This is a genomic window from Gimesia algae, from assembly GCF_007746795.1.
In the GTDB taxonomy this organism is placed as follows: domain Bacteria; phylum Planctomycetota; class Planctomycetia; order Planctomycetales; family Planctomycetaceae; genus Gimesia; species Gimesia algae.
Genome location: NZ_CP036343.1, coordinates 4,868,860 through 4,895,416 on the forward strand (window position 1 = coordinate 4,868,860; position 26,557 = coordinate 4,895,416).

Here is a 26,557-nt window from a genome sequence, read left to right on the forward strand (position 1 = left end):
AAACAAGTTCAGGAATACTTCTGTAAATTCAGCGTGGCATTCAGGTAACGGGAGACCATTTCTGATAGCACATTATATTTGACGGGTTTTCCCAGATAGTCACTGCAACCTGCAGCTAAACATTTTTCCCGATCAGAAATCAGAGTATGAGCGGTAATCGCAATGACAGGAAGCTGATGATTCTGACTTCTGAGAAAGCGGGTCGCTTCATAACCATCCATGACCGGCATCTGCATGTCCATCAGGATCAGATCATAAGGCTCTTCCTGGCTTTCTGCCTCCTGAAACAGCTCAATCGCTTGTTTGCCATTAGAAGCAGTCACGACTTCCAACCCCATCTTTGACAACATAAAACTGAACAGTCTGCGAATTTCCAGTGTATCTTCTACCAGCAACACCCTGCCTCTCATACCGGTTGAAGGTCTCCCCCCGCTGACATCAGGTGGTGTATGAGAAGAAGTTTTTTTACTACTGTAATCCAGCCGTCTCCCTGATTGCCGAATCTGAGAAGTTTGAATCCCGACATTCAATGTAACAGAAAATACACTTCCCTGGTTCACCGTTGATTGCACAGACAGTTTTCCGCCCAGTAACTGCACCAGCTTATGGGTCAGTGTCAACCCCAGCCCCGTTCCACTGTAAGGTCGCGTCGCAGAACTGTCTGCCTGAGTAAAAGGATCATAAATCCGTTTCAGAATTTCCTGTGAAATTCCAATTCCTGTATCTGCAACATTAAACTGCAGCAGACGCTCGAAATTCGACTGAGTAATCTCTCTTATCTCAACATGAATAACGCCATTATCCGTAAATTTGATCGCATTACTCACCAGGTTATCCAGGACCTGCTTCAGCCGTGCTGCATCAGACTGAATTGTGACAGGAATCGTCTCCTGTATATTGGCAACCAGCTGCAATCCCTTTTCAGCTGCTTTGGGTTGATAAGCAGTCATCACTTCCTGCAGCACTTTTAGAGGAGAACAATCTTCTTTTCTCACTTCATACCGACCCAGCTCAATTTTTGAAATATCCAGAATATCGTTAATCACCTGAAGAAGATGGTCACCATTTCTTTGAATGATTTCAATCAGATCATGTTGCTCCGTTCGATTTGACGACTCTTTTAATGCTTCGGAATAACCAACAATCGCTGTCATCGGTGTACGAATCTCATGACTCATATTCGTCAAGAATTCACTCTTTGCCTGATTAGCCTGTTCAACCATGCTGAGTGCTGACTTGAGCTCAAATTCTTTTCGTTTCAGTTCCCGTCGAGTCTGTTTCAGACGTTCCAGGTATTCAGTCTGCTGGTCCTGAAACTTAAATCGTTCAGATATGTCGCGGAAGATGCCGATGAATTGAACGTCTTCGTATGATTTTTCAAGCGGATGAAGAGCCAATTCATACGGATTGCAGGAGTGGTCTTCGCGTTTGACAACAAGCTCACAGACGACAGAGTTCCCTGAGACCACACACTCTGAAAAACAATGCAGGCACGGTTCACAGGACGCTTCACTCAGCAGATCGCAAATGTTCTTTCCGAAACTCTCCTCTGTGCTCCATCCCCAGGCAGATTCAATGGAAGGGCTCGCCATCAGAATACGGCCAGCTTCGGTCATTGCAAGAACCACATCATTACTGAATTTCAGCATCTGTTCACAGAAGTGATTTTTACAATAACCGGTTTGTCTGGATTTCATACCTGGCCCTTATCTTACGGTCATACGACTGTTCTCTACCTTTGGATTTACCCCTTCGTTTTGAAAGATTCATTCCTGGATAAGTTTGTGCGTTCACCTCAGCGACCACTACTTGTGCATATCATCAGTTCATTATGTATCGACCTGTAAGACCTCCTCAATTGATGGGGGAATCCCCCCAATTCTGCCTCAACAAATTCGTATCACGTTTATTAATTACTCGAAGAGGAGGCGAAATAATGAGGGAGCAGTGACTAAAGAGTGAAGGAAGTTTAGCCGCAGGACGTTACAACCTATTGAGATGCATCAGGCGCACTATTTTTTCGATAGCCAGGCAGATCTTTAATCTTATAAAGAATATGTACGATATCTGTGGTGCTGGAAACACCTAATTTATTGAGTACATTTGCTTTATGTTTTTCCATGGTTCGATAACTGATCGACATGGAATTCGCAATCTGTTTCCCTGACTGGCCTTCTGCTATCAGATGAAACACCTGTTTTTCCCGACGGGTGAGACCATCATACAACTGCAGATATTGCATATCGTTATCAGTTGTCTCATGAGCTTTCTGATTCCAGATTACACGAGCTGTTTCTACTGCCTGAATGCACTTATCTTTGGCAAATGGCTTTTCCAGATATTCACACGCCCCCTGCTTTACAGCCGCAACTGCTTTTTCAATATCACCATAAGCACTCATCATGATCACCGGAAAACGAATCTGATGTTTTTCTAATAACTGCATTGCATCGATGCCAGAAATTTCCGGCATGATCAAATCGATAAGTACACAGCCCGGCTTTTCAAGATCGTTTGATTCCAGTAAAGAAAAAACACTGTTAAACGGTTTGACTGTATAGCCGGAAGTTCGTAGCAGATAGGCGATTGAATCTAAAACATCAGGGTCATCATCGATGATGTAAACAATAAATTCCGTCATTTGGCCCTCAAAAGCATTGCGATCTGATACAAAATGATCTAGCTCCTATGATTAGCAGAATCCATTGATACGATTCAAAGAGAATATCATTAGTTGAGAAACGTTTTATTACTTTCGCATCTCGATATCTTCTATTGATTCAACCTAATTTTTCTAAAATCACAACAACGCTAACCACTTTTACTAAAGGGAGTTAATCACTAAACCTTTTAGTTAGATCAAGAAGTACTGACTGTCAGCAGGCGTTGATTTGCACGAAATGATGGACACATACCAGCTAGTGCAAACAGGTTGTATCCACTAAGAGGGTATTCAGTGGAACGGTATTAACACTCAGTTCGAAAACAGGGAACCAACGATAAAACACGGCCTAAATCACTGTTTTCATTGATTCTTATTATTCTCAGACATACGGTTATTAAGCTTCCATTCATAAAGTCGTCCAAGTTTACAGACTATATTTATCGAGCAATTCCTTGCAATCGACTCTTTTATCTCTATTTACCCTTTTTATATTTCTGCGATACAGCAACAGGGTACAGTCTTTACCCATCACCCCTTTTCTACCTAAACCTAACACTTCATTCAACAGTGAGGCGAAAGCAGTACAAAGATTTGGGTAATTTCCCCCATTTTTATTTTTTTTCGAGAAGGCGATACAAGATTATGTGAACTTCTTTTAAATCAGATGGCTCTCGCAATCGATTCTTAAATTCACATCAGGACAAAACTATGAAAATACTGATAGTCGACGAAATCGGATTTATCCGTCAGAGTCTGAACCAGAAGCTGGGACTTCATCATTTCGAGACCGTCTCTGCAGAAAACGGTGAAGAAGCGCTTCTGACCTTAAAGACAGATTTCTCCATCGATGCAGTCCTGACGAGTCTATTTCTGCCGACAATGAATGCCATTGATTTATATAAATCGGCAGCCAAAATCGAACGGTTCAATGACGAAGGAATGATTCCCCCGCTGAATTTTTATCTGATGGTGACCAAAGAGCACGGCACCTCTTCACCAAAGATGAAGCAATTGACCCGTGAGGCGTTGGCACTGGGCTTCAAAGACCTCCTGGTCAAACCCATTGATACTGAGTTGCTCGTCAAAAAATTAAAAAGTTCAACAACGATGGAGAGTAAAGAACTTTGTTCAGACCATCCTGTAGAAGCTGCCTCACAGGCTGATAACACGAGTGAAAACGAACAGCGTTCTCGTCCCGTCAATTCAAATAATCGATTCGATCAACTCAAAGAAGTACAAAACAGTCTGTATGCGCTCAAAAAAGAAATGTGTGATTCAATTGATACATTACTGGAAGAAGTCAGTCGAAACTCGAGTCAGTAACCAACTCACTCTCTCAATTTGTTACTTAATTTTTCGGATGACTGGTGGCTGACTGACCAGACTCCGTAGCACTTCTTTTACCTGCACCGCCTGCAGGGGATTCATTTTCAGATAGCGATCGCGCCCCTGTTTTGCTGAATGAAAACTCATGAATCCGTCATCGTCCACGGTTACTTTTCCGGGTTCGGAAAGATCAAAATAGCCATCGTGTGGACGAACAGCATACAACACACTCGTCAAATCCCAGCTGGGACGATCGTGTTCCGGTCCACTGTGCAGCAGATAAGCCTCTCGAACGATGTGATGTTCCAGATAGTTAAAATCTCGGGCAATACTCTCGCGCGGATAGCGAACAGCAATACCGATTTCAAATCCGCTCCAGACGACAGGCGTACTAACAGGCCACTGGCGTACAAATCGCTGCATGGATTGAATTCCATTCCGCACGTTTGCTTCAAGAAAATGTGTATTTCCATCGATGGGTTCAAATGCGCCTGCCATCACAGAGACCAGCTTGACTTTTCGTCTGATTAATTCAGGACCAGAAAGCGGGCTGATTTCATCCGCTTTCGACTCAACCAGGTCTGCCAGATTTGCGGCTAAACCGACCTGGATAATCACAATGGAACCGTCGGCTGATGCGGCCAGCGTTTTCCGCAACAGCTTGACCGCATCCGGCAGTTGTTGATTCGAACTGATATCATGCGGGTAACGGCTCTGATTTCCCTGCGATTCTTTGATGAGCTTCAGATAGCGGCTCTCGCGTTTCTGTGCATCGCGAGTCACTCCGATGGGAATATCACCCCGTCCGTAAAATGTGTTTGTGGCGTCGGTGAAGGGGCCTGTGAGAGGATTGATTTTAGAAATGGTTACCGCCAGCAAATCACATTCTCGTCGATCCGCCAGTGTGTGTAACATCGCCAGAGCCAGTACATCATCGACATCTCCAGAGATATCCGTATCAAAAATCACCTGAGCCGGCTCCGCCGCTAATACGAGCCGGGTAGTCATTAACAATAGTAAGCAGATTCCACTCAAGCGCTTCCAGAACATAGAATGTGTCATCCTTTAATGTATTACTGATAGTCAAGTCGTGTGATTGCACCAGCTGATTCAATCGGAGTCAGCAAATAGCTCATTATTTTTTCTGCTGCTGCCGTGCCCGGCCTTCCATAATTCGCTGCAGTTTACGTTGTTCCGCAGCCATCGCTGTATCGCTAATTTCCGCGGGTTCTACTTTACTGCGTTTCAGTTTCTCTGTATCAGGGATACTCCGCATTTTTAATCCACGGTACCAGACCGGATCACCATGGTCCTGCAGAGACAGGTTTGCGCCGCGATCAGTCAGGTTTCCTCCCCGATTTGCTAATAGTTCTACATGCCAGGCATAGCGCGGGTCGGTATAATCCAGATCAATGACCTTTTCCCCATTCAACCAGTGCTGAATGACAGTCCCCTGACAGACGATGCGCCCTGTATTCCATTGCCCCACAGGGCGTGTTGCGTCGTGTGAGGGAGGCAGGCAAAAATAAATTGAAGCCGCGCTGGTGCGGGGATTCTTGCCATCCACGTGTTTCTGATTATCCAGAATCTGATACTCATATTGCCCTGGACGGTAATAGATGCCACTGTTACTTCCTTCCGCAACCTTCCATTCAAACTTCAGTTCAAAGTTGTCGGGCACAAGCTCTGGTTCATAAACCAGGCTTCCCCCCTTACCGGAACGGGTAAGCACCCCTTCTTCCACTTTCCAGTTGCCACTGTGCTGCCAGCCTGTCAGGTCCTTGCCATTAAACAACAGCGTGAATCCCTGCGTCTTTTCCTGTTCCGTCAATTGATTCGGTTCAGAAGTACAACCAGTCTGATTAGACTGTAATAAAACCAGACATCCCAGACAGAGAATCGCAAACTGCTTTTTCATACTTTGACCCCAGTTTTGCTTATGGATGATTTAATAAAATGTGTCAGTCTGAAATCTGATTCAGCATCTGAAATATCTGTTGATTGATTTTGACAGAGGCATCCGCTTCCAGATAACTCCAGCTCGATCTCCAGGTCTCGTACCCCTGCAGACCATGCTGTTCTGGAGTAGGAAGATAACCGTTATAACCGTTTGCCAGCGCGATCACAAAGGTTGGTTTAAGCGGGCTTTTCTGTTTTATCTCCAGACCGATTTCTGCAAAGACCTCACAGGGTATTGCTACCACTCCCAGTTCACCGATTCGCAATGCCTGCAACTTGATATTGACGGTAGCAGGCCCCTGATCGATGTTCACCGTTTCCCGGGCATAGACTTCGTTGGTGGTTAAACGGTCGGGATCTTTCGCCGCGGCTAACAGTTTTTTCGCATACACCAGTTCTTCCTCATTCGGTTTGCGAATCCCCAAATCCAGAGTCCGTTCCTGTATGACGATTTCTGTATCACGGCGATACTTCAGGTTTTTCACAGCCGCATAAGTTTTGTCTGCTATCACGGATGCCACCGCAATGACGCGTTCAAAAGCCGCCGCACGCGGACGAGGCTCTTTGAAATTATAGTTGTTGATATCTCCGCTCGTACCATTGGACATGATACCCACAAAGGTTTCATCTCCCCCCAGCCGCTTTTTGATCTGTCGGGCATATTCTCCAAAATAATCTGCGGAGAGTTGGTTCGGGGGAATTCCACCTACGTAATGCAGAGAATAATTTGCCAGTAACGCCAAAGGTCGTCCCTCGGCTGACTGAACCGAGAGAAATGAAATCGCCGGATCAATGGGACCAGCAGGCTTGATGAGAATTTCGCTACCGCGGGGTGGATTCGTACGAACTTTGTCGGACTTCCTCCCGAATGGATTAGTCGGTATTTCTCCTTCTCTGACATACCACCGCCGGTTATTCACTTCCGCTGGTTCCTGCGTCACTCCCCAGGCAATTTGTGCCGGTTCTAACCGGGCGTGAGCATTAATAATTGACTGCGCAATTCCTTCTGTCAGAAACTGCACATATTCCTGACTGGGATGACACTGCGCCAGGGGAACGGAAGTCGGAGCCGTATGCGTATGGGTGGCTGATGTCAGCATGTGACTTACAGGAATGCCGGTCTTGAGAGATGCCTGTTGTTTGGCGGCATCAAATATCTCGCGTGAAATCAGGCAGATGTCACAAACGACAAAGGCGATACTGGTATCACCACTCTTAAGAACCAGAGCGCGAGCATGAAGGGGATCGTGAGCAGACACCGCCTGTCGATCCTGAAAGCTGCCCGTCATCGAGACAGGAAATTTTCGCGGGGTAATATTGTATTTCGCTGCCCCCGCCTGCAGAGAAGCAGGCGCTGCATCTGCCGTCGGCAATGACATGGGAAACAGTAGAACTACCAAGATCGTGAGACGAAGCATCTTTGATTCTCCTGCCAACAGTTTACAGTTTATTTTTCAGGCTGAGGCGTTGCGGTCTGCTGCACCTCAGTTTTCCAGGCAGCGAACGCAGACTGCATTTGCTGAACACGTTGTGGCTGAGCCTCAACCAGATTTTTGGATTCTGACAAATCTTGACTGAGATTATATAACTCGACCGGGTCCTTGCGCGTCTGATTCAACAGCAACTTCCAGGGCCCCTGCCTTACAGCAGATTTACCGTTGTAAGCCCAGTAGATCTGTCGGGGCGCTAATGATTGCTGGTCTGTTAACAGAGTGACCAGACTGACTCCATCCAGCTTGCGTCCCGCAGGAACTTTCGCTTTCGTCAATTCCAGAATGGTAGGCATCAGATCGATACTAATGACGGTTTCATCACAAACGGTTCCAGAGGGAATCTGACCAGGCCAGCAGGCAATCGCCGGCACACGATGTCCCCCTTCCCAGAGGCTCCCTTTGAAACCACGCAGTTTTCCGTTCGAACCATTCTTGTTAGCACCATTATCAGACAGAAAGAAAATGAATGTCTTATCCGTCAGTTTCAGTTCATTTAAAACAGCAACTACTTTACCAATGCCCTTATCCATTTCATTATTCATCTCGCGGTAGGCATTCGCAATATCCTTTCGTTTGGCAGTTTTGATTTCACCGCCCCCCTCTTTCCGCATTGGCTGATCATGAGGTCCCTGATACGGATAATGCACGGCCTCATGTGCAATATAGACAAAAAATGGTTTCTCTCGCTGGTGGCGAATAAATTCCACGGCATGATCATTTATCAGATGCGTCACATATCCCTGTTCCTCACGGTTCAACTCCGCATTATGCCACCAGTCGAATACGCCGGTCCCGTCCAGATGAGCAAAATAATCGACATTTCCACTGACATATCCTGTAAACTGCTGAAACCCACGAAACGTCGGGTTGTACTGCCGTTGGTACCCCAGATGCCATTTGCCAAACATCCCTGTCTGGTAGCCCGCATCCTGCAGACATTGTGCCAGTGTGATTTCATTTTTCTGAAGACCATGATGTCGGTTCTTCTTCGGGTCCGCATAGACCACCCCATCGATGCCCGCTCTCTGCTGATAGCGACCAGTCAGCAAACCTGCCCGCGTGGGACTGCAGACAGCCCCACTGGAATGAAAATCGGTAAAGCGCATTCCATTTTCAGCGAGTCGATCCAGATGCGGAGTAGTGCATTCCTTACTCCCATAACAGCTCAGGTCCCCATAACCTAAATCGTCAGCCATAATCAATACGATATTAGGGTGCGGAATCGTGTCTGCGGCTGATAGCAGAGCAGGCAGTAATGTGTACACCGCTAGAACGATGATCTGAGTTCTTCTCACTGAGCAGCCTCGTTCCCGGAAGCAACTGATGCAAAATAGCAAGTTGTTCACATCAGTTTAAATTATCGAATTCGTATCACTTCACCATCATTCAATTAGACCGCAGGCTGTGACACAAATCAATCATAACCACTAACAGATAAGGAATTACCCCCGGCTCAGTGCGAACTCAGGCAAACAGTTCGTGCATAATTCGACCGTGGGGAACCAGCATCGTGGGGCGACCAGTATTAGTAAAGTATTCCATCACGGGATTGATCCCCAGACTGTGATATATCGTAGCGGCGATATCATCTGGTTTGATCTCGGTACTCTCATCTGGCGCATCTCCCGCTTTGGTCGTACCACCGATGAACTGACCGGGTTTGATTCCAGCCCCCGTCATCAGGCACCAGTTCACGCGCGGATAATGATCGCGTCCTGCATTGACGTTGATTTTGGGTGTGCGGCCGAACTCTCCCATAATCACAATTAGAGTACGATCCAGTAATCCTTTCTGCTTCAACATTTCCAACCCCGCCGTGATACCGCCATCCAATGCAGGCAGCAGTCGACGATGACCGGCAAAGTTTTCTGTATGCGTATCCCACCCATCATAGGTCACCGTGACAAAGGGAACACCATATTCAATCAGTCGACATCCCAGTAAGACAGACTGGTTGAATTCATCAGGCGTAAACAGATCACGAATCGGCTTTGATTCCTGTTCCACATCAAACGCCGCCCGCGCCCGCTTCGAAGTGATCATGTTATATGCCTGTAAGCCAAACTGATCCAGCGCTTCCAGCAGCTGGCTCTCAGTCGCTTCGTCTTTAAAACGCCGGTTCAATTTATCGAGCAGCTGCTGTCTCTGATTGACCTTTTCCAGTGTGAGGCCTTCAGGCAGCGAAATCCCGCGCACCTGAAAAGGCTGCCCTGGTCGCGGCACAGTATTCGTTTTGAAAGGCGCATAAGCATCCCCCATATAGCCGGCATTCCACTCGGTTTTGGGAATCGCGACATAGCCCGGCAGATCGGGCTTACTCGAAATTTCTTTACTGACTACCGAACCCAGTGAGGGATAAATCAGCGCGGGCACCGGTCGATTCCCTGTAGAAATCCAGGACTGTCCCTGAGGATGAGCACCCGCCGAATGCGAGATGCCGCGAATTAATGTAAACTGATCCGCTTTTGCTGCATACTTTGGCATGTGTTCACAGACATTAAATCCGGAAAGACACGTCTGAATCGATTTAAACTCTCCCTGAGTCTCAGTCGGCGCTTCAGGTTTCCTGTCCAGCGTGTCCAGATGCGAGACGCCTCCCGCCAGATTCAGAAACAAAACCGCATCTGCTTTCGTTTTCTTCGGAGCCTCTGAATCTGAATTGGCAGCAGACAGCTTCAGGAATCCAGGTAGAGATAATCCGAGCCCACTCAGAAAACCGATCTGTAAGGCACTGCGTCTGCTGATTAAATCGGGTTGATTCATCTTCTTTACTCTTTCCAGAAACGGTCATTTCCCGTCAGTCTGACTGGATCAATGGTTGGTAATGAATTCCTGAGTATTCAGTAAAACCCACATCAGATCATGCAGACCTTCCTGAATCTGTTCCGTTTTCTGTAGATGCTGCAGACTCTCTTTCAATTCCTGCTTTTCCGGAAATCTTGAAAGTGTCCGCAGGTACGCCTCGGTCACCAGTTTTTCCTGTTCCGCCTGTGTGAATGATTTCCCCTTCAATTCCATCAGCCAGCTGTCCGAACGTGTCAGGTGGCCCAGCATTTCTGAATCATTCCGCACATAAAGCGACTGCAGTAACGTGGGTTCATCCTGTCGTTCGCAATCACAGTTCGTCGTCCGCAGTGGTTTTCCGAATACCAGCAGAGAAAAATCAATCGCCCGGGTCTGATAGGAAAGCGGATGCTGTGTAATTTTACGGCGGTCGGTCTGAGTCGCCAGTTTTGCCAACTGTTTCTCACTGGCAGTGGCCTGCAGAATCGCATCAATGGCGACTTCCGCTGGTAAACGTCTCAAAACCGTGTGACTGAAATTACGGACATCCTTACGATTTGTCGGATGCGGTCGCCAGCTGAGCTGATAGGTACGGCTGTTGGCAATCGTCCGATGCAGCCACTTCATGTCATATCCACTCTTAATGAACCCATTCACCAGGTAATCGAGCAGAGCCTTGTTGCTGGGTGGATTGGCTTGATTCAGATCATCCGGTGGATTGATGATGCCCACATTAAAATAGTGAGCCCAGATCCGGTTTACGAACGCTTTGGCAAAATAATGATTCGGTTCGTTCAGCATCCACTGCATCAACAACTCTCGTGGATCACTGCTCTCACTGATATCAATTTCCTCTCCCCCCAGTAGTTTGGCAACCTGCTTTTCTGTTTTGGCAGGTTCGATATAAACTTCACGCCAGGGGATCGATCGTCCTTCCGCTGCGATTCGTAAATAACTCTGCCTCCGTAACGCAGCCGTATTCAACTTCACGGGAACCCCCAGCATATTCCGGGTCTGTTCATGCAGAACCGCAGCATCAGGAGGCACTCCAAATTTGACCCGGGTAAAGAATTCCGTAAAGAGTTCAAAATCCTGCTTGGACCATTCATCAAAAGGATGTTTATGGCATTGCGCACAATCCAGACGCATTCCCAGAAAGGTATAGCCAAAGGCCAGAGCTTTATCAGAAGGGACAGACATGTTACCCCGCGCCCAGTAGTGCGGCATGGTGTTATCCATCGCAGTAAAGTCGGCCCGGTCTTTAATACTGGTAAACTCACTCTGCTGGGCCATGAATTCTTCAAACGTCTGTCCTGGAAGACGGCTGGTTCCCAGAATAATACCAGATACGATTTTGTCCCAGCCAACATTGTCTGCCACACGTCTCTGAATCCAGGCATTCCACTGACCAGCAACCGGTTGCGCCATTTCTGTCGCTCCTAAATAGCCGGCATTGCTCCCCGTGAGATCGGACAGCTTCATACTCCACCAGGCCACATACGCAGGTCGCTCGAGCAGTTCCTCAATTTTCTGTGCCCGTTTTTCCGTAGTAGTATCTTTGAGAAACTCCCGAATTTCGTCAGGAGCAGGCAGCGTACCCGTCATATCCAGGCTGACGCGTCTTAAAAATTCCTCATCCGTGCACAATACTGATGGCTGGATTCCCAGTTGACGCAACTTGTTGACCACATGCTCATCGACTTTGGTCGGCGTCGGTACATCGGGATATCGATTGTCCTCATACTTCTTAACAGGCAGAATGACCTGAGTGGAAAAGATGCCGTTGTCATAATAGGAAATAACATAAGTATCTCCGGGACCTTTGACATGGATCGTTCCCTCCGGTGTGACTTCCGCGACACTGTCATCTTTTGATTCAAATCGGGTCAAGCAGGTCACGTCTTCACGTGTGCCGTCCGACCAGACAGCGATTGCGTTGAGGGAGAATGTATCTCCCTTCTCAGAAAAGACTACCTGCTGCGGCGTTACATCCAGGCGAACAAATCGGGGCGCTGTTTTAGTTGTTGATTTTGCGCCTGCTTTAATCCACTCACGTAACAGACTCTGCTCCCAGCCGCCGGGAGGCAGTCTCAATCCTCCTTCATGTTCGTCTTCCGAAGTTGGTTTATTCAGCACCAGACTTTTTTCAGGTTGTTCTTTGTCAATCCGTTTCAGCAGGTTGTCATGATCCTGCTTGAAATCATAGCCAAACATCGATAGCTGAAACCCGCCACGTCCCTGAAATGAGCCATGGCAGTTCCGGCTGTTACACCCTAGCCTGCCTAACAGAGGGATGACATGCTGTTGAAAATCAGGTATGAGTTTTTCACCGGCTGCAATCCGTTCCTGAATGGGTGGCAGGATTGCCTTCATTTTGGTTGAATCTGATTCAGCAAATAAAGCGGGTGCTGTTGAAGTAACTGACTTCTCACCAACAAAAACGTTCGTCTTTCCCAGTCTCTTTTTGAGTTGTTGTAACGAGGAAGAAGGTAACCCCGTATATTGGACCTCCAGACCTTTCAGTTGAATCAGACTGGATAATGCTTCCACAGCAACTGGTTCTAACTTCGTTCTGTTCAGCGAGAGATACTCAAGGCTCTTTAATGAATTGAGCGATGATAACTCAGTTCCGGTCACTTCTGTCCGTGCAAGATACAGAACTTTCAGTTGTTTCAGTTGCGCCAGCAGTTTCAAACCGGTATCACTGACTTTCGTTCCAGACAGAAACAACACTTCCAGATTATTCAGATCAGCCAGCGCCTGCATTCCCTGATCGGTTACATTCAAATTTCGTAAGGAAAGCACCTTGAGTTGCTTCAGGGAAGACAACTCCTGCAGACCAGCATCGGTGACTTTTGTGTTGTCCAGATACAGACGCTCCAGTTTGTTGAGTTTCTGTAAACAACTCAATCCGGAATCACCGACCGCGGATTCGGAGAGCATCAGAGTATCCAGGTTGGTCGACTCTCGAATATGCAGGAGTGCCTCATCACCAATGTGAGGGCAGACCAGCGCAAGATAATCGAGTTGGTGGAACTGTTCCAGTTGAGCCAACGCTTCAAGTGTAACATGCGGTTTGCTTAACCGGACGAGACGAACGCTGCCATCTTTATTTGTCTGCAGGTTCGTACAGAATCGCCGTAGTCCTTCCACTGCAAGCTGTTCGGGAGTTTTGGCTTCAACGGGAGCCTTAACCTCCGCTGCAAAAACCGGCTGCGCGAAAACCACCACAAGCAAGATCAGAATAGATCGCCATCGGACCTGCATCTCTCACCTCTTCGAATATCAATTCCAACAGGTATCTGATTGAGCCACTTAGATAAGCATACTTTAATACGTACACCCTATCTAAGCAATGTTAAATAAATAACTGCCCGCTGATTTTCGAGAATTCGGTAGTCCGCCTGGTGGTCACAAGACCGATTTATTGCGCTGTCCAGCCCCCATCTATAGTCCAACAGGCGCCGGTGATTGACTTCGCCTGGTCAGAACACAAATAAAGAACCATCGCAGCGACCTCCGCAGGCTCAATCATCTTTCCGGTTGCAGATGCTTTCAAAAAGACCTGGCTTTCGACCTCTTCTGTGCTGATCCCCAGCGTCCTTGCCTGCGCAGCGATCTGCTGTTCGACCAGCGGCGTCCTCACATAGGCAGGGCAAATCACATTCGCGGTAATCTGAAATGGTCCCCCTTCCAGAGCCGTCGATTTTGTCAGTCCCACCAGACCATGTTTCGCCGCGATATAACCAGCTTTGTTGAGCGACGCTACCTGGGAATGAATTGACCCCATATTAATAATGCGCCCCCAGCCCTGCTGCTTCATGCCCGGAAAGACATACCTGGTTAACAGAAACGGCGCTGTCAGCATCACCTGCAACATGTTTTCCCATGTTGATTCCGGAAATTCTTCCAACGGTGCCACATGCTGAAAACCTGCATTATTGACCAGAATGTCAATTGATCCAAACTCACTTAACGTCTGTTCGACCAGAGACTGACAGGCGGCCTGTTGGGAGAGATCAGTGGGAATAAACTGTGTACGCTGATGCTCGGCTAAAAGGTCCACAAGATAGCCCGGTTCGTTCCGGTCAGCGATCACGACATGACAACCTTCATGAAACAGTGCCTGGGCGATTTCAGCTCCAATGCCACTCGCGGCTCCTGTAATCAAAGCAGTTCGAGGTTTAGACATCAGGGTTCCTCATGTAAAATCTGTTGGATGCGGGCCAGTTTCTCATCTCTCCAGGCGGCCCATTCCCCGGGGCTTTTCTGATTCAGATAATCTTGTGTTCCGGAGACCGCCTTCTGTTTTGCCGATTCAGGAATACTCGACCAGCATTCCATATCTTCCCAGTATGCTTCAAAGGAAGCCCCGATCGTATCGATAAATTTCTGATAGCCGCCTGCGCCGCCGCCGAGTTCATAGATCAGATGCTGGCCCATCAGCGCCCACCGCAGACCTGGCCCCTGGCAGAGTGCGGCATCAATATCTTCCACACTGGCCACACCCGCATCCAGCAATGCCAGTGATTCCCTCCAGACCGCCGCTGCCAGACGATTGGCAATGTGCCCGGGTACTTCCTTGTTTAAGACCACCGGATGTTTTCCCAGTCCAAGAAAAAATGCTTTGACTGTTTCCATTGTCTCAACTGCGGTCTGCTCACCGGGAACCAGTTCCACGAGGGGGATCAGATGTGGCGGATTGAAGGGATGCGCAATCAGTGCCCGCTCGGGATGCTGCATCACCGCCTGCATCCGCGTCATCAACAGTCCTGATGAACTGCTGGCCAAAATTGCTCTTTCCGGTGCATGCTGCTCGAACTGCCGATAAACGTCTGCTTTGATTGCATAATCTTCGATCACCGACTCCTGCACATATTCGATGTCAGTCAGCAGTTCCGCCAGTGAAGCAGCGACCTTCAGCTTCCCCTCTGCTGTTGCGGCATCCTCGCGAGTCAGCAGTTCCAGATCTGCCAGACGTTGAAGATTTCGGACCGACTGCTCCCACGCCTGCTGTTTGACCGTATCGTCCACATCAAAGATACGGACCTTCAGCCCCTGCGCGGCAAAAAAAGTAGCCCAACTGGCACCGATGAGCCCTGCTCCCAGAATTCCAATTTCCTGCATCAGTCGTTCGCTTTCTTTTTATGACTCAACAAATCAAGCCGCTTCGAACAACATGGCAATTCCCATGCCGCCCCCGATGCATAGCGAAGCAATCCCCCGTTGCGCACTGCGTTTCTGCATCTCATGTATTAAACTCACCGCGATCCGCGCACCACTGGCTCCCAGGGGGTGTCCCAGAGCAATCGCCCCGCCATTCACATTGACTCGTTCCTCTTTCCAGCTCAGTGATTTCCCCACCGCCAGCGTCTGGGCGGCAAAAGCTTCGTTGACCTCCAGCAGATCAATGCCTGCCAGTGAAAGCTTTTCTTCCTTCAATAAAGCTTCGATCGCATAGGCGGGCCCCATCCCCATGAATTGGGGATCAAGGCCTACATTGGAAAACGCACGAATCCAGGCCAGCGGTTGCAAATCATGTTCTGTGACAAAACTTTCCTCAGCAATCAGCAGGGTAGCAGCACCGTCATTAATTCCTGAGGAATTAGCAGCAGTAACAGTCCCCTCCGGTTTAAAGGCTGGCCGTAAACAAGAGATCGTTTCATAACTGGTTCCCTTACGCGGATATTCATCCTGAGAAATCAGCGTTGTTTCTTTTTTCTTGTTCGTAACGGGGACACTCACGATCTCCTCAACGAATTTTCCAGCTTCGATGGCTGCCTGACAGCGTTCCTGACTCTGTACGGCATAGCAATCTTGCGTCTCACGTGAGATGTCATACTTTTCGGAAAGATTTTCAGCCGTAATCCCCATGTGACAGTCGTAAAAGGCATCCCACAAGGCATCGTGAATCATCGAATCCACCAACTGCTGATTTCCCATCCGGTAACCACTGCGGGCTCCCTGCAGCAGATAGGGAGCATTACTCATGCTTTCCATGCCCCCTGCCAGTACAACGCGTGCATTGCCACACAGAATCGACTGCACACCCAGTGCAACTGATTTTAACCCCGAACCACACACCATATTCACCGTGGTGGCTGGTACACCGAACGGCATCCCTGCGTTGAGCGCCACCTGCCGAGCCGGGTTCATGCCACACCCGGCAGTAAATACCTGTCCCAGGAAAACTTCATCGACCTGAGCGGCACTCAGTTGCCCACGTTTCAATGTTTCCTTTGCGGCAATCGTGCCGAGGTTGACTGCTGAAAGATCTTTAAAAACGCCATTAAATGAGCCGACCGGCGTGCGGGCGGCACTTAAAACGGCAACTCTTGTCTGTTTCTGCTGAGTCATGATTCCTCACTCTGATATAAATCGCGTAATTTCCGTCGCATCACCTTATTGGATGCTGTACGGGGCAGCAGTTCAATTTCTCGGACGGCATGTATTTTGAAAAGAGGGTTGAGCTGACTGCGAATGATCTGCTGCATCCTCTGCAGTAGCTCTTCTGAAACAAATGTGACTCCATCTTGCATAACCACAAAGATCACCAGTTGGCCTGGGCCTCCTCCGGGAGGCGAAACTGCGATGGCAGCGACTTCTCTCACTCCTGAAGTTTGAGTCAACAACTCTTCAATTTGAACAGAGCTAACCTTGATCCCTCCCAGATTCATGGCATCATCGACACGCCCGTGCGCCCGAAAGTAGCCGCCGGGCAATGCTTCAATCTGGTCCCCATGACGACGGAGTGTCTGTCCTTGTGGACCAGCAGAGAGATCAGCAAAATAGACTTCATGATGGTCCCGGTTGATCAATCGCGTCGAAAGGCCAATCACTGGAGGCACAAAGAAGACTTCGCCGTTGGTTGTTGCTTCACCAGATTCATTCAATAACAGCCATTCAAAACCGAGCGCCGGACAGGAGAACAGACCGGGAACTCCTGGCTTCATCACTGTTCCAGTAATGTAACCTCCGCCGGTCTCTGTTCCACCACAATATTCAATCACCGGTCGATAGCCAGCACGTGACATTAACCACAGCATATCCTCAGAATTAGAACACTCTCCGGTCGAGCTGAAGACCTTGATCTGCGACCAGTCCAGTCCCGCTGTCGCATCCTGACTTCGCCAGACGGAAACGATGCTCGGCACAAGCCCCAGCATATTGACACCTGCATTCTGTACGAATTCACAAAACCGACGGCTGGTGGGCACGGCGTCTGACAAAGCAATTGAGGCATCATTGATCAGCGAGGCATACACAAGCCAGGGGCCCATCATCCAACCCAGATTCGTCGGCCAGCAGACTACATCACCACAATGGATATCATGATGCAGATACCCGTCCCCCGCTGATTTAATCGGCGTGGTCTGATCCCAGGGGATTCCTTTCGGGTTACCCGTTGTTCCTGAAGAAAACAGAATCGTCGCCTCATCATGAGGTAGACGAGGCACACAAGTCAGCTCCGAATTTGTTGAGAGAAACTCCGACCACAGTTGGTCGCTTTCGCGTAGTGAGACTTCCAGTGATTCCGATTCCGATTCCGATAGCACGACCGCCGGTAACTCAGGTAAGGATTCCAACTTCGCATACAAAGGTAATTGACGTCCATTACGCGTGATCACATCTTGAATGAAGATCATCTGAGGCGTGGTGATTTTCAGTCGTACCTGCATTTCTTCGGCAGAGAAACTGTCGGCGATGGTGACGACCACACAACCGGCGGCAATGATACCCAGAAAAATGGCCACCGATTCCGGTGTCATCGGCAGCATCACCGCAACACGTTCGCCCGGTTCGATGCCTGCCTCTGTTAAACCGTTGGCTACCTGGGCCGTTAAATCTCTAAGCTCCCGATAGCTGAGTCGCTGTACTTCATCTGTAGTACGCTGAAACAGAATAGCCGTTTCTTCGGACTTATCCCGCAGACAGGATTCGACAATATTCAGAGTCGCGTCCCTGAGCCAATCTACCTGCTCGACACCAGCATTCAAATCCATGATTTTTTGAGGCCGTTTTTGAAATTGAATTCTCAGAGAATCAATCAACTTAGTAGTAAATTCTTCCCGGTTAGAAATCGACCAGTCGTAAACCGCATCAAAGCCGTCCAGCTTCAAATCAGCCGCCCATGCAGCAAGGTGTGAACCATCGCGTTCCCGTTCACCAGGAATCCAGGCCGGCGCTGGCTCTCCATGAGAGATGCGTTGCTCAAAGACTTGCTGATACAAATACTGATGGATGCTGAATGGGATCTCGGGTGTCAGTACTTCTTCAGCAAGAAAACGCCAGAGCTCCACATCCGACTGGACGGGGATCTGTCCTAGTAAATCAACCAGCTGGTTTGCTTCCTCTTCTGGTAGACCACAGTCGATGAGCGCTGCTGTGGGAATTTCCATTGATCGTTCCATTATCAATCGGGGTCTCAGATCTGCATGAAAATTTAAACTCTAACCATTCCGGTATCAAATCGCCAGTTCAGGCTTCTACTGCATAAATTCAACACCCCAAAAGGGTTGATAACCATTTTTGAATTTCCATTTAATCCTGTGTACTGACTTCCATTCCGACTGGCAAATGCGAAAATAGATTGTACGTCAACTCAATGACAGTCGAAACTGACGTGTCATTCCAACATCCGCCGCACAGTTGACGTAATATGTAATGACCTGTTTTACAGACAAATCGAAAGAGAAAGAGGTTTTATGTCTGTCTGGAATATCAAATCCGCTGTAATCCCCGTTTTATTCAGAGCCTGCTTATTCAGTCTGATCGGTTTGAGCCTGCTCTGTCCCCCAGGCTTCTCCCTCGTTTTCGGCGAGACACCTGCCAAATCAGCAAAGCCGGGAGTCGAAACGGAACCAGAATCGGATGCCGCCAGTGGCAAACGCATGCTGGATGCGATCAAATATCTGGCTTCCGATGAACTGGAAGGCCGTGGCGTGGACACTCAGGGTATCAACCTCGCTGCAGATTATATTGCCAAGGAGTTTCAGCAGGCCGGTTTGAATGTAAAGGTCATCGAAGAGGGTGCCTTCCAGAAATTTACGATCAATACGGGGAGTAAACTGGGGCCGGTCAATCAATTGGAACTGACAGGCCCGGATGGAAAAACGATTCCCCTGCAGTATGATCAGAACTTTCGCTCCTGCTCATTTGGAGGTTCGGGGAAATTCGATGCAGAACTGGTTTTCTGCGGATATGGAATTGATGCCAATGATCTGAAATACAATGACTACGCCAGTGTGGACGTCAAAGATAAGGTCGTGATCATCATGCGTCGGACTCCTCAACAGGGTGATAAAAAAAGCCCGTTTGCCGGCGCTCATGGAATCTCCCGTTATGCTGCCTTGCGGTACAAAGTCAGTACGGCATTTGGCAAAGGAGCCAAAGCGATCCTGTTCGTCAATGATGTCAATTCTACACAAGAAAATAAAAAAGAAGCGCAAGAACTCGAGCAGGATGCCATTGAAGAGCTGATCACGGCGTCGGAAAAGTGGGAGAAAGCGAACGATAAAAAACAGGAAGAAGCGGAACGTGAGCTCAAGAAAGCGTTACACGACGTACAGCAGGCGAGGCAGGTTTTAAAAGACGCGAAGTTCGATAAATTGATGGAGTTCGGTTACGCTGGCGGTGGAGACGGACGCTCGATACCAATCGCACATATTACCATCGATGCCTGCAACCAGTTGTTCAAAGCAGCCGGGAAACCCATGCTGCAGGAACTGGAACAGAATATTGATAAAGATCTCAAACCGGAAAGCTTTGTCCTGACGGACTGGAAAGCCAAGGGTGAGATATCCGTTGAGCAGATCCGTACTGAAATCAAAAATGTGATTGGTGTTCTCGAAGGGAAAGGCCCGCATGCTGATGAAACCATTGTAATTGGTGCCCACTACGATCACGTGGGATACGGTGGGGAAGGTTCACTGGCCCCCGGTTCGACCGATGTTCATAACGGAGCAGATGATAATGCGTCCGGCACTGTCGCTCTTATTGAACTGGCACGTAGGCTGTCAGCCCGTAAAACACCACTGCCACGCCGAATAGTCTTTATTGCATTTACCGGTGAAGAACGGGGACTGATTGGCTCTGCACATTATGTCAAAAATCCTGTTTTCGATATCAAAAACACAGTCGCCATGTTAAACATGGATATGGTGGGACGACTGACCGATGATAAATTGACGGTCTTCGGAACGGGGACGGCGCCCCGCTGGGAAAAACTCGTCCAGGAATCAGCGAAAGCATACGACTTGAAGCTGTCACTTAAACCAGAGGGTTTTGGTCCCAGTGATCACAGTTCCTTCTACGGGAAACTGATTCCCGTGCTCCATCTATTTACCGGGACACACAGCGACTACCATCGGCCTTCTGATGACTGGGACAAAATCAACATTCCAGGCATGCAGCGAGTCGTCGGTTTTCTGGAAGAGATTGCCATAGCGACTGCCGAAAATCCGAAGCGTCCTGAGTATGTGAAAATCGAACGCCCCGCCACCACCATGCGATCTGGTAATCGTCCTTATTTTGGCAGCATTCCGGATTTCGGTGGAGAAGGTCCCGGCTATCATATTTCCGGCGCTTCTCCCGGAAGCCCAGCTGATAAAGCGGGCCTGAAAGCCGGCGACACCATCATCAAAATGGGAAAAACAAAAATCGACGGACTCGACGATTTTGATCTGGCACTTCGCATGTTCTCTCCCGGGGAAGAAGTGGAAGTGACAGTTATGCGGGAGGGGAAACGGGAAAAGCTGACCGTCAAACTGGGAAAACCCAAATAAAGTCAGCCGTGATACTGGTAACTACTTGCGTGTATAGACCAGTGAAACACTTCCCGTGTAATCACTTTTCTTGCGACCAGCGTTCGGAAATGAGTTATAAACCTGCAGAAGTCCCATCCGCAGATTCCATCGATCTTGATTATCCAGCTTGAACAACAGTCCGGTTTCGGTCGTGACACGTAGAATCTGTGCTACATCCACACTGGGAGTCCAGGTCTGCTTATGTTCCAGCTTGATATGGTCGGAAAGCGGCCACTTAAACTCGAGTTCCGCAAACACATCGAACGTGGTTCGCTTCAATGTGGGGCTGTTATAAATTTCACGCGTTCCACCAGGACCGATACGAATAATCAGTCGTTTGTCACCTTCATTAATAAACCGATACCCCAAACCGGAGGAAATCGTTCCACGCCAGTCCAGGTTTTCGAATTCATCATACGTATTCTTATTCGTGACGAAGACGATCCAATTGGTCGTACGTGCAATATCTAACGTAGCATTTCCATACCAGCGATTTGCATCCCGAACTCCATTTGCCTGCCCCCAGCGACCACCAATTTCGAACTCGAACAAATTATCATTGTCCGATTTTTCGAGATTCAACCCTGTTGTAACGTAATCCCGATCGGTATTTCCTGACAGAAATGTCCCTCCCAGTTCGAACCGTTTCGTCCAGATTTCGACATACTCCCAGCATTGATCTGAATATTCGGAAATTTGTCCAAAAGCCGATTCGTCATCTACGCCCGCATCCAGATCGGGAGCGACTCCCAGTGGTTGCGGTACCGGAACCTGATTGATCATCGAAGGTAATGGTGGTAATTCCGCATTGTCATTACTGACCAGAAGTTGATCTCCTTCACCGGCTGCGTTACCAGTCCCCTTATATTCCAGACGATCCACATTCTCCAGTAGAATGGACTGCACTTGTCCGTCTGACAGCCGAAACAGAATGTTTCCATTCTCAAATCCAATACTTTCACCTGAGAAAAACTCGCCGCTCTTCAGATAAAGTGTTTCCATTTCGTAATCTTCGGCTGAATTCGCAATGCCCGTAAGCCCGCAGAGACACACAAATTGTATCAAGAGGATCTGCAGAAGATTATTTGATTGAATAAAGAGGCTGGAACAACCCATTTAACCATCCGTGGCTGGACAACTCAGTTGTGAGATTCAGGATATCGATGTGGAGTTCATAATTTCAGAACAGGAGAGGGGGTGCGAATAATAATAAGGATCCTGAGTTACTGCAATGTGAGTTTCTGCTCAATCTGGTAACCAGTTGCGACAGCTATCTATTATCAGGAATCAGATAGATATTTCCCCTAACCCATTGTTAAACAGACACTTATATATCATCCAATTGCAAAGGGCTCATTATTTTTTTTCTGACCCAGTACTATCGTAACGGTCACACGGAATACAGCAGTTCTGACCGTTTCTATCCCCCAAATCAGATCCGGTAACTTACCCGATCAGCATAACCGGACATTTTAACTGTCTGGAACTCTTTCTGTATCTCATCCTTCCGGCTTCCCCGTCTCATACTCAGCAAAAAAGCAGACAACATGCTGAGTACTTCAGACCTCGCCTTATTTTACGTGCTAAAGTTTTTTTGATTGCAGTTCGTTCCGGGCCAGCAGCAGTGAACTTACTGACGAGTCAACCAACAAATCAAAACACTAAGCAATACATGGGCTGTTCTAGCCCGGTTGGCGACATGATTGTTGCCTGTCGTGAGGGGGAAAGATTTAATTATGGGATTCTTGAAACGATTCTTGAAGACGACTTATCGAGATAATGCCGCGGGCAAAGCGCGCAGCAGCTTCGAGAGTCTCTCAGAAGACCAGTTAGAAACACATTTGAGAATTGCAAAGTACGGCAACTTTATGCTGACTGATGCAATTCGACCTTCTTACGATCTGGAAGTCGTCCCTCAGGCTGGCTATCGTCATGATATCTACACCGACAAAGAAACCGGGATTAAAATTCCCGTCCTGATGGCTTCTGCTTCTCGGGAAATTCTATTTGATCTCTTTATCGATCTGTTGGATCCGCTGGGGTATGAAGTGGATGTTGTGCTGGAAACCAGCCACGACGGTGCCAATAACCAGCATCAGGACCTGTATCGCGAGCACATGGATCTGCCTGTTCTGAAAAGTACACTTTACGATTACGAAGATCTGCTCCTGAATGACGGCTGTGCAGGAATTGCTGTTTTGAACCCGCAGATCCCTCTGGAAGTTCAGTTCGATGAACACAAACTACTGATTATGTATGGCCAGGGAATTGAACAGTTCGAACAGACGCTGGAGGAATATGGGATCCCCCATATTAACGATCTGAAATTCATAACAGAAGCAGAGCATGTGCACTCATCCAGTGATGAATCCATTGAAGAACTGGAGCAGTTGAAGTACCGCCTGGGGATCGAATTCGAACATTCAGATTCGATCTGAATCCCAGTTCACTTCTACAGTCAACTCATTCGAAGATCCGTTTGACAACCGGTGTCGTCTGCCCTTCAATCAGTTGTATTTCCTGATCAATGGCAATCCCCTCGAACACCTGCTTCAGTCCTGAAGGCCAGCTGACTTCAAGCCGCACATCAGCCGTGCGTTCTCCTGTCCCCAAAAAAAGATTACGTTGATTACGAGCCTGATAACCATCGCCGGCAGTCAACTGCCGAAACAGTGTCTGATCTTTTGCCTTCAAACGCACTGTCGTACCAATGGCGTCGCGACTGGATTTTGTTCCTGTCAGAGTTACGACGAGCCGATGCCCGTGTGGTTCTGTCGTATTTTTGAGTAACGCCACAGGTTGATCCAGACTGGTCACCACCGCCTCTTCCCGGCCATCTCGATTCCAGTCGACACGAGCCAGCCCCCTTCCCAGCCGTTTCTGCTTAAAAAAGGAACCCATTCCAGGTGTCTGTAATTGAAGAAAAACTCCCTTACCCCGATTCAGCATCAACTGCGGCTGCATCTGCCAGGGTACATCTTCTGCCGACAGATCTTCGACATGCCCGTTAACGATCAGCAGATCCAGCAGGCCATCCAGGTCAGCATCCAGAAATTGTGTTCCGAATCCAAGTTGATAGCGCGTCGTATCGGACAATTTCGCAGACTGTGTTTCATCAATGAAAGCGTCAGGCGCCATCTGGCGGTACAGGGTGTTTGTTTCCCGGTAATAGTTGGTTACATAGAAATCCAGCAGCCCATCCGCATCGGCGTCTCCTGCCGCAATCCCCATACAGGCTTCTGTTCGCCCCTGCGCATTCAAAGCCAGGCCCGACAGCAGCGCCTCTTCCTGAAACGTTGTCTTTCGTGTCCCCTGATTCACCATAAAAAAATTGGCAACCGCATCGTTGGCGATGAACAGATCAGGAAACCCGTTTCCTTTCAGATCAGCAACAATGATCCCCAGCCCTTTTCCTTGTGCGACCTGAATGCCAGAGGATGAGGTAATATTTTCGAACTGACCGTTATTCAAATTCTCAAATAGCTGATCCTGTGCTCCCGGAAAATTTAATGGCATACAGGACCGCTCTGAGCCATCTGCATTTTGACAGACACGGTCAAAGACATCGTCTGCCGTAAGATAGTTGACGGCGTAGATCTCCGGCCCACCATCGCCGTTCAAATCGGCGATCAGACAACTGGTTGTCCAGTCTCTGTCTGATCCCTGTGCCTGATCTGATTTAGAATACGTCCCGTCTCCATTATTCAGATACAACTGATTTAACCCGATATTGCCAACGTAGATATCATCAAAGCCATCATTATTCAGATCACCGATTGTGACTCCCTGACTGAATTGGTTTTCGAAGATACCCGTTGAACTGGTCACATCACGAAATGTACCATTTCCCTGATTCGTAAACAGGCGATCATAATATTGTTTCTGCTCTCCGTTCACAGGCCAGGAGGTCCCCTGTGTCAGATAGATATCCGGCCAGCCATCCGCGTTAAAATCCAGAATGCCAACTCCTCCTCCGGTGAATTCATACATTTTATAAGCGGTATCAGGCCAGGCATGACCATTAAAATATTGAAATGAAATCCCCGCAGCTTCAGCAACTTCCTCAAACGAGATGGAAGAGACCACTTGGACATCTATACGCTGATTCAACTTCCCTGGCGTGTTCCCGCCTGAGACTGTTTTCTGCTGGGGAAGCTGAAAATATGAGACGGGATTCCTGTCTGCAATCATTCTGGTGAGCGACAAGTTTGCCAACACAGGTTTAATTTCACTTTCTGTTGCCTGTGCCCATGCCAGTTGCGGATCAAGCAGTCGTGACGCCCGACTCCAGCCATACGCTTCCCAGAGTAACCCCAATTCTTTCGCCAGCACAACCAGTTGCTTCGCGGCCTGAAGATCTTTATCGCCATAGACCACTTTGACGAGGCCTTCATACTCCTGCAGTTTCTTCGCGTATTCCAGCAGGAATTTTGCGTTTTCGTTTTCTGTCTGAAACAGCAGTTGCCCCAGTTGATAACAGGAAGTTGAATTTGTCGAATCCCTTTTGAGTGCTTCTGCAAAACAAAGGATGGCTGAATCACGTTGTCCCTGCTGCTGGTACCACTGTCCTTCGATACTCCAGATATCAGGATGCTTACGAACGTGATCTGATAACGATTCCTGCCATTTCTTGAAGCGACGTTCATCACCTTTCTGTAACAGGATCTGCCCCAGTAATACCTGCGCCTGGCTGAGTTCAGGTTGAGTCGAAACCAGTTGCAACAACCGTTTTTCCGCCGCCGTATATTCCTGTCTGTCGATTTCCAGCCGTCCCTGTACAAGTTGGACCAGTGGATCATCTGGTGCCGCTGCTGCATACTCGGAAATCAACTGTGGATTCTCCAGAGACCGATCACTCATCGCCAGCAGATAGAGAACCAGAGGATCAATCCGGTCCTGCTGCAGCAGTTTGAGTCTGACGGGAATCGCTTCCCAGGAACGCGCGGTCAGTCCATAGAGATAGGACAGTCTCTCGAGTACCAGGGGATCATCGGGAAACGACTTTTGCGCACGTAGAAATTCATCTTGTGATTTTGACAGTTGATTCAACTGAAACAGATACAGTTCGCCGGAACGGATTCTGGCCTTCAATGCTTCCCGACTGCCATTATCGGGAACATGCTCATAATACTGAATGGCTTCCACCGGATTGCGTTCTTTAATTGCAATCTCTGCGCCCAGCATTGCCGCCGGAACCTGATGAGATGGAGAATCGAGCAGTTGATCAACAAACTGTTTCGCTTCCTCGAATTTCTCCATTCGAAATGCATAAGAAGCCCGTTGAAAGACTGCGTCCGGGTCCTGCTCCAGCAGTCCTGAAAAATAAACGGCGACCCCCACTGCCAGGAATATCACACCGATCCAGATCACACGTACTAACGTCCTGATACTTTCACTCCGAAAAAGAATGATTCCATCCTGCGAGAGCCGAAACGGGATGCCTCAATTAAACTGCCTCTGACAGAATGCCACTTCCTTCAGTATAAAGTTGAGTACTCGACGCTCTCTTACACGCCGCCTGCCAC

At 48.4% G+C, this 26,557-nt stretch carries 17 protein-coding genes; 3 read left to right on the forward strand and 14 right to left on the reverse strand.

The features are described 5' to 3' along the window. Positions 1 to 8: 8 nt before the first annotated feature. Together Pan161_RS18045 and Pan161_RS18050 are read right to left on the reverse strand one after the other, a co-directional pair. The gene (locus Pan161_RS18045) at positions 9 to 1,697 is read right to left on the reverse strand and encodes a response regulator (protein ID WP_145229462.1); all 1,689 of its coding nucleotides are present in this window, start codon (positions 1,695 to 1,697) and stop codon (positions 9 to 11) included. Between the two features lie 293 nt (positions 1,698 to 1,990). Beyond that, positions 1,991 to 2,641 carry a response regulator transcription factor gene (locus tag Pan161_RS18050; RefSeq protein ID WP_145229464.1) on the reverse strand — a complete coding sequence of 217 codons (651 nt, stop codon included), beginning with the start codon at positions 2,639 to 2,641 and terminating at the stop codon, positions 1,991 to 1,993. Between the two features lie 732 nt (positions 2,642 to 3,373). Between Pan161_RS18050 and Pan161_RS18055 the strand changes: the two genes are divergently transcribed. After that, positions 3,374 to 3,988, forward strand: a complete 615-nt coding sequence (locus Pan161_RS18055; RefSeq protein ID WP_145229466.1) for a response regulator — start codon at positions 3,374 to 3,376, stop codon at positions 3,986 to 3,988. A 21-nt stretch (positions 3,989 to 4,009) separates the two neighbouring features. Here the strand turns inward: Pan161_RS18055 and Pan161_RS18060 are convergent, their stop codons facing one another. From Pan161_RS18060 to Pan161_RS18105, 10 genes are all read right to left on the reverse strand, one after another. Further along, positions 4,010 to 5,041, reverse strand: coding sequence for a nucleoside hydrolase (locus Pan161_RS18060; RefSeq protein WP_145229468.1), 1,032 nt, complete (start codon positions 5,039 to 5,041; stop codon positions 4,010 to 4,012). 85 nt (positions 5,042 to 5,126) lie between these two features. Continuing rightward, positions 5,127 to 5,909 (reverse strand): 3-keto-disaccharide hydrolase, encoded by a 783-nt coding sequence (locus tag Pan161_RS18065; RefSeq protein ID WP_145229470.1) that lies wholly within the window; start codon positions 5,907 to 5,909, stop codon positions 5,127 to 5,129. A gap of 43 nt (positions 5,910 to 5,952) precedes the next feature. Continuing rightward, positions 5,953 to 7,368, reverse strand: coding sequence for a neutral/alkaline non-lysosomal ceramidase N-terminal domain-containing protein (locus tag Pan161_RS18070; RefSeq protein ID WP_145229472.1), 1,416 nt, complete (start codon positions 7,366 to 7,368; stop codon positions 5,953 to 5,955). Between the two features lie 29 nt (positions 7,369 to 7,397). After that, entirely contained in the window at positions 7,398 to 8,738 is a 1,341-nt protein-coding gene (locus Pan161_RS18075) for a sulfatase-like hydrolase/transferase (protein WP_390620705.1), read from the reverse strand. A gap of 169 nt (positions 8,739 to 8,907) precedes the next feature. Continuing rightward, positions 8,908 to 10,206 carry a DUF1501 domain-containing protein gene (locus Pan161_RS18080; RefSeq protein WP_145229476.1) on the reverse strand — a complete coding sequence of 433 codons (1,299 nt, stop codon included), beginning with the start codon at positions 10,204 to 10,206 and terminating at the stop codon, positions 8,908 to 8,910. A gap of 48 nt (positions 10,207 to 10,254) precedes the next feature. Continuing rightward, the gene (locus Pan161_RS18085) at positions 10,255 to 13,494 is read right to left on the reverse strand and encodes a DUF1549 domain-containing protein (RefSeq protein WP_145229478.1); all 3,240 of its coding nucleotides are present in this window, start codon (positions 13,492 to 13,494) and stop codon (positions 10,255 to 10,257) included. A gap of 157 nt (positions 13,495 to 13,651) precedes the next feature. Continuing rightward, positions 13,652 to 14,419 (reverse strand): 3-hydroxybutyrate dehydrogenase, encoded by a 768-nt coding sequence (locus Pan161_RS18090; protein WP_145229480.1) that lies wholly within the window; start codon positions 14,417 to 14,419, stop codon positions 13,652 to 13,654. Next, on the reverse strand, positions 14,419 to 15,354 hold the full coding sequence (locus Pan161_RS18095) for a 3-hydroxyacyl-CoA dehydrogenase family protein (protein ID WP_145229482.1): 936 nt from the start codon (positions 15,352 to 15,354) through the stop codon (positions 14,419 to 14,421). Before Pan161_RS18095 ends, Pan161_RS18090 begins: the two co-directional genes overlap by 1 nt. Before the next feature lie 33 nt (positions 15,355 to 15,387). Continuing rightward, entirely contained in the window at positions 15,388 to 16,584 is a 1,197-nt protein-coding gene (locus Pan161_RS18100) for an acetyl-CoA C-acetyltransferase (protein ID WP_145229483.1), read from the reverse strand. Continuing rightward, the gene (locus tag Pan161_RS18105; protein ID WP_145229486.1) at positions 16,581 to 18,626 is read right to left on the reverse strand and encodes an AMP-binding protein; all 2,046 of its coding nucleotides are present in this window, start codon (positions 18,624 to 18,626) and stop codon (positions 16,581 to 16,583) included. Before Pan161_RS18105 ends, Pan161_RS18100 begins: the two co-directional genes overlap by 4 nt. A 306-nt stretch (positions 18,627 to 18,932) precedes the next feature. On the opposite strand from Pan161_RS18105, the gene Pan161_RS18110 reads away from it, so the two are divergent. Next, a complete protein-coding gene (locus tag Pan161_RS18110; RefSeq protein ID WP_145229488.1) occupies positions 18,933 to 21,011 on the forward strand; it encodes a M20/M25/M40 family metallo-hydrolase in 2,079 nt (692 codons plus the stop codon). Between the two features lie 21 nt (positions 21,012 to 21,032). Here Pan161_RS18110 and Pan161_RS18115 read toward each other — a convergent pair whose 3' ends face one another. Continuing rightward, positions 21,033 to 22,034, reverse strand: a complete 1,002-nt coding sequence (locus tag Pan161_RS18115; RefSeq protein ID WP_197995386.1) for a DUF481 domain-containing protein — start codon at positions 22,032 to 22,034, stop codon at positions 21,033 to 21,035. A 734-nt stretch (positions 22,035 to 22,768) separates the two neighbouring features. Here Pan161_RS18115 and Pan161_RS18120 point away from each other — a divergent pair. Further along, positions 22,769 to 23,470 (forward strand): hypothetical protein, encoded by a 702-nt coding sequence (locus Pan161_RS18120; protein ID WP_145229492.1) that lies wholly within the window; start codon positions 22,769 to 22,771, stop codon positions 23,468 to 23,470. A gap of 25 nt (positions 23,471 to 23,495) precedes the next feature. Here Pan161_RS18120 and Pan161_RS18125 read toward each other — a convergent pair whose 3' ends face one another. Beyond that, on the reverse strand, positions 23,496 to 26,402 hold the full coding sequence (locus tag Pan161_RS18125) for an FG-GAP-like repeat-containing protein (RefSeq protein ID WP_145229494.1): 2,907 nt from the start codon (positions 26,400 to 26,402) through the stop codon (positions 23,496 to 23,498). Positions 26,403 to 26,557 lie beyond the last annotated feature (155 nt).

What these genes read in the sequence shown, in the direction of transcription:
- Pan161_RS18045 (WP_145229462.1), bottom strand. Translation starts at nt 1,697, where the DNA reads ATGAAATCCAGACAAACCGGTTATTGTAAAAATCACTTCTGTGAACAG.
- Pan161_RS18090 (WP_145229480.1), bottom strand. Translation starts at nt 14,419, where the DNA reads ATGTCTAAACCTCGAACTGCTTTGATTACAGGAGCCGCGAGTGGCATT.
- Pan161_RS18095 (WP_145229482.1), bottom strand. Translation starts at nt 15,354, where the DNA reads ATGCAGGAAATTGGAATTCTGGGAGCAGGGCTCATCGGTGCCAGTTGG.
- Pan161_RS18050 (WP_145229464.1), bottom strand. Translation starts at nt 2,641, where the DNA reads ATGACGGAATTTATTGTTTACATCATCGATGATGACCCTGATGTTTTA.
- Pan161_RS18105 (WP_145229486.1), bottom strand. Translation starts at nt 18,626, where the DNA reads ATGGAAATTCCCACAGCAGCGCTCATCGACTGTGGTCTACCAGAAGAG.
- Pan161_RS18060 (WP_145229468.1), bottom strand. Translation starts at nt 5,041, where the DNA reads ATGTTCTGGAAGCGCTTGAGTGGAATCTGCTTACTATTGTTAATGACT.
- Pan161_RS18080 (WP_145229476.1), bottom strand. Translation starts at nt 10,206, where the DNA reads ATGAATCAACCCGATTTAATCAGCAGACGCAGTGCCTTACAGATCGGT.
- Pan161_RS18085 (WP_145229478.1), bottom strand. Translation starts at nt 13,494, where the DNA reads ATGCAGGTCCGATGGCGATCTATTCTGATCTTGCTTGTGGTGGTTTTC.
- Pan161_RS18070 (WP_145229472.1), bottom strand. Translation starts at nt 7,368, where the DNA reads ATGCTTCGTCTCACGATCTTGGTAGTTCTACTGTTTCCCATGTCATTG.
- Pan161_RS18110 (WP_145229488.1), top strand. Translation starts at nt 18,933, where the DNA reads ATGTCTGTCTGGAATATCAAATCCGCTGTAATCCCCGTTTTATTCAGA.
- Pan161_RS18100 (WP_145229483.1), bottom strand. Translation starts at nt 16,584, where the DNA reads ATGACTCAGCAGAAACAGACAAGAGTTGCCGTTTTAAGTGCCGCCCGC.
- Pan161_RS18115 (WP_197995386.1), bottom strand. Translation starts at nt 22,034, where the DNA reads ATGGAAACACTTTATCTGAAGAGCGGCGAGTTTTTCTCAGGTGAAAGT.
- Pan161_RS18055 (WP_145229466.1), top strand. Translation starts at nt 3,374, where the DNA reads ATGAAAATACTGATAGTCGACGAAATCGGATTTATCCGTCAGAGTCTG.
- Pan161_RS18120 (WP_145229492.1), top strand. Translation starts at nt 22,769, where the DNA reads ATGGGATTCTTGAAACGATTCTTGAAGACGACTTATCGAGATAATGCC.
- Pan161_RS18065 (WP_145229470.1), bottom strand. Translation starts at nt 5,909, where the DNA reads ATGAAAAAGCAGTTTGCGATTCTCTGTCTGGGATGTCTGGTTTTATTA.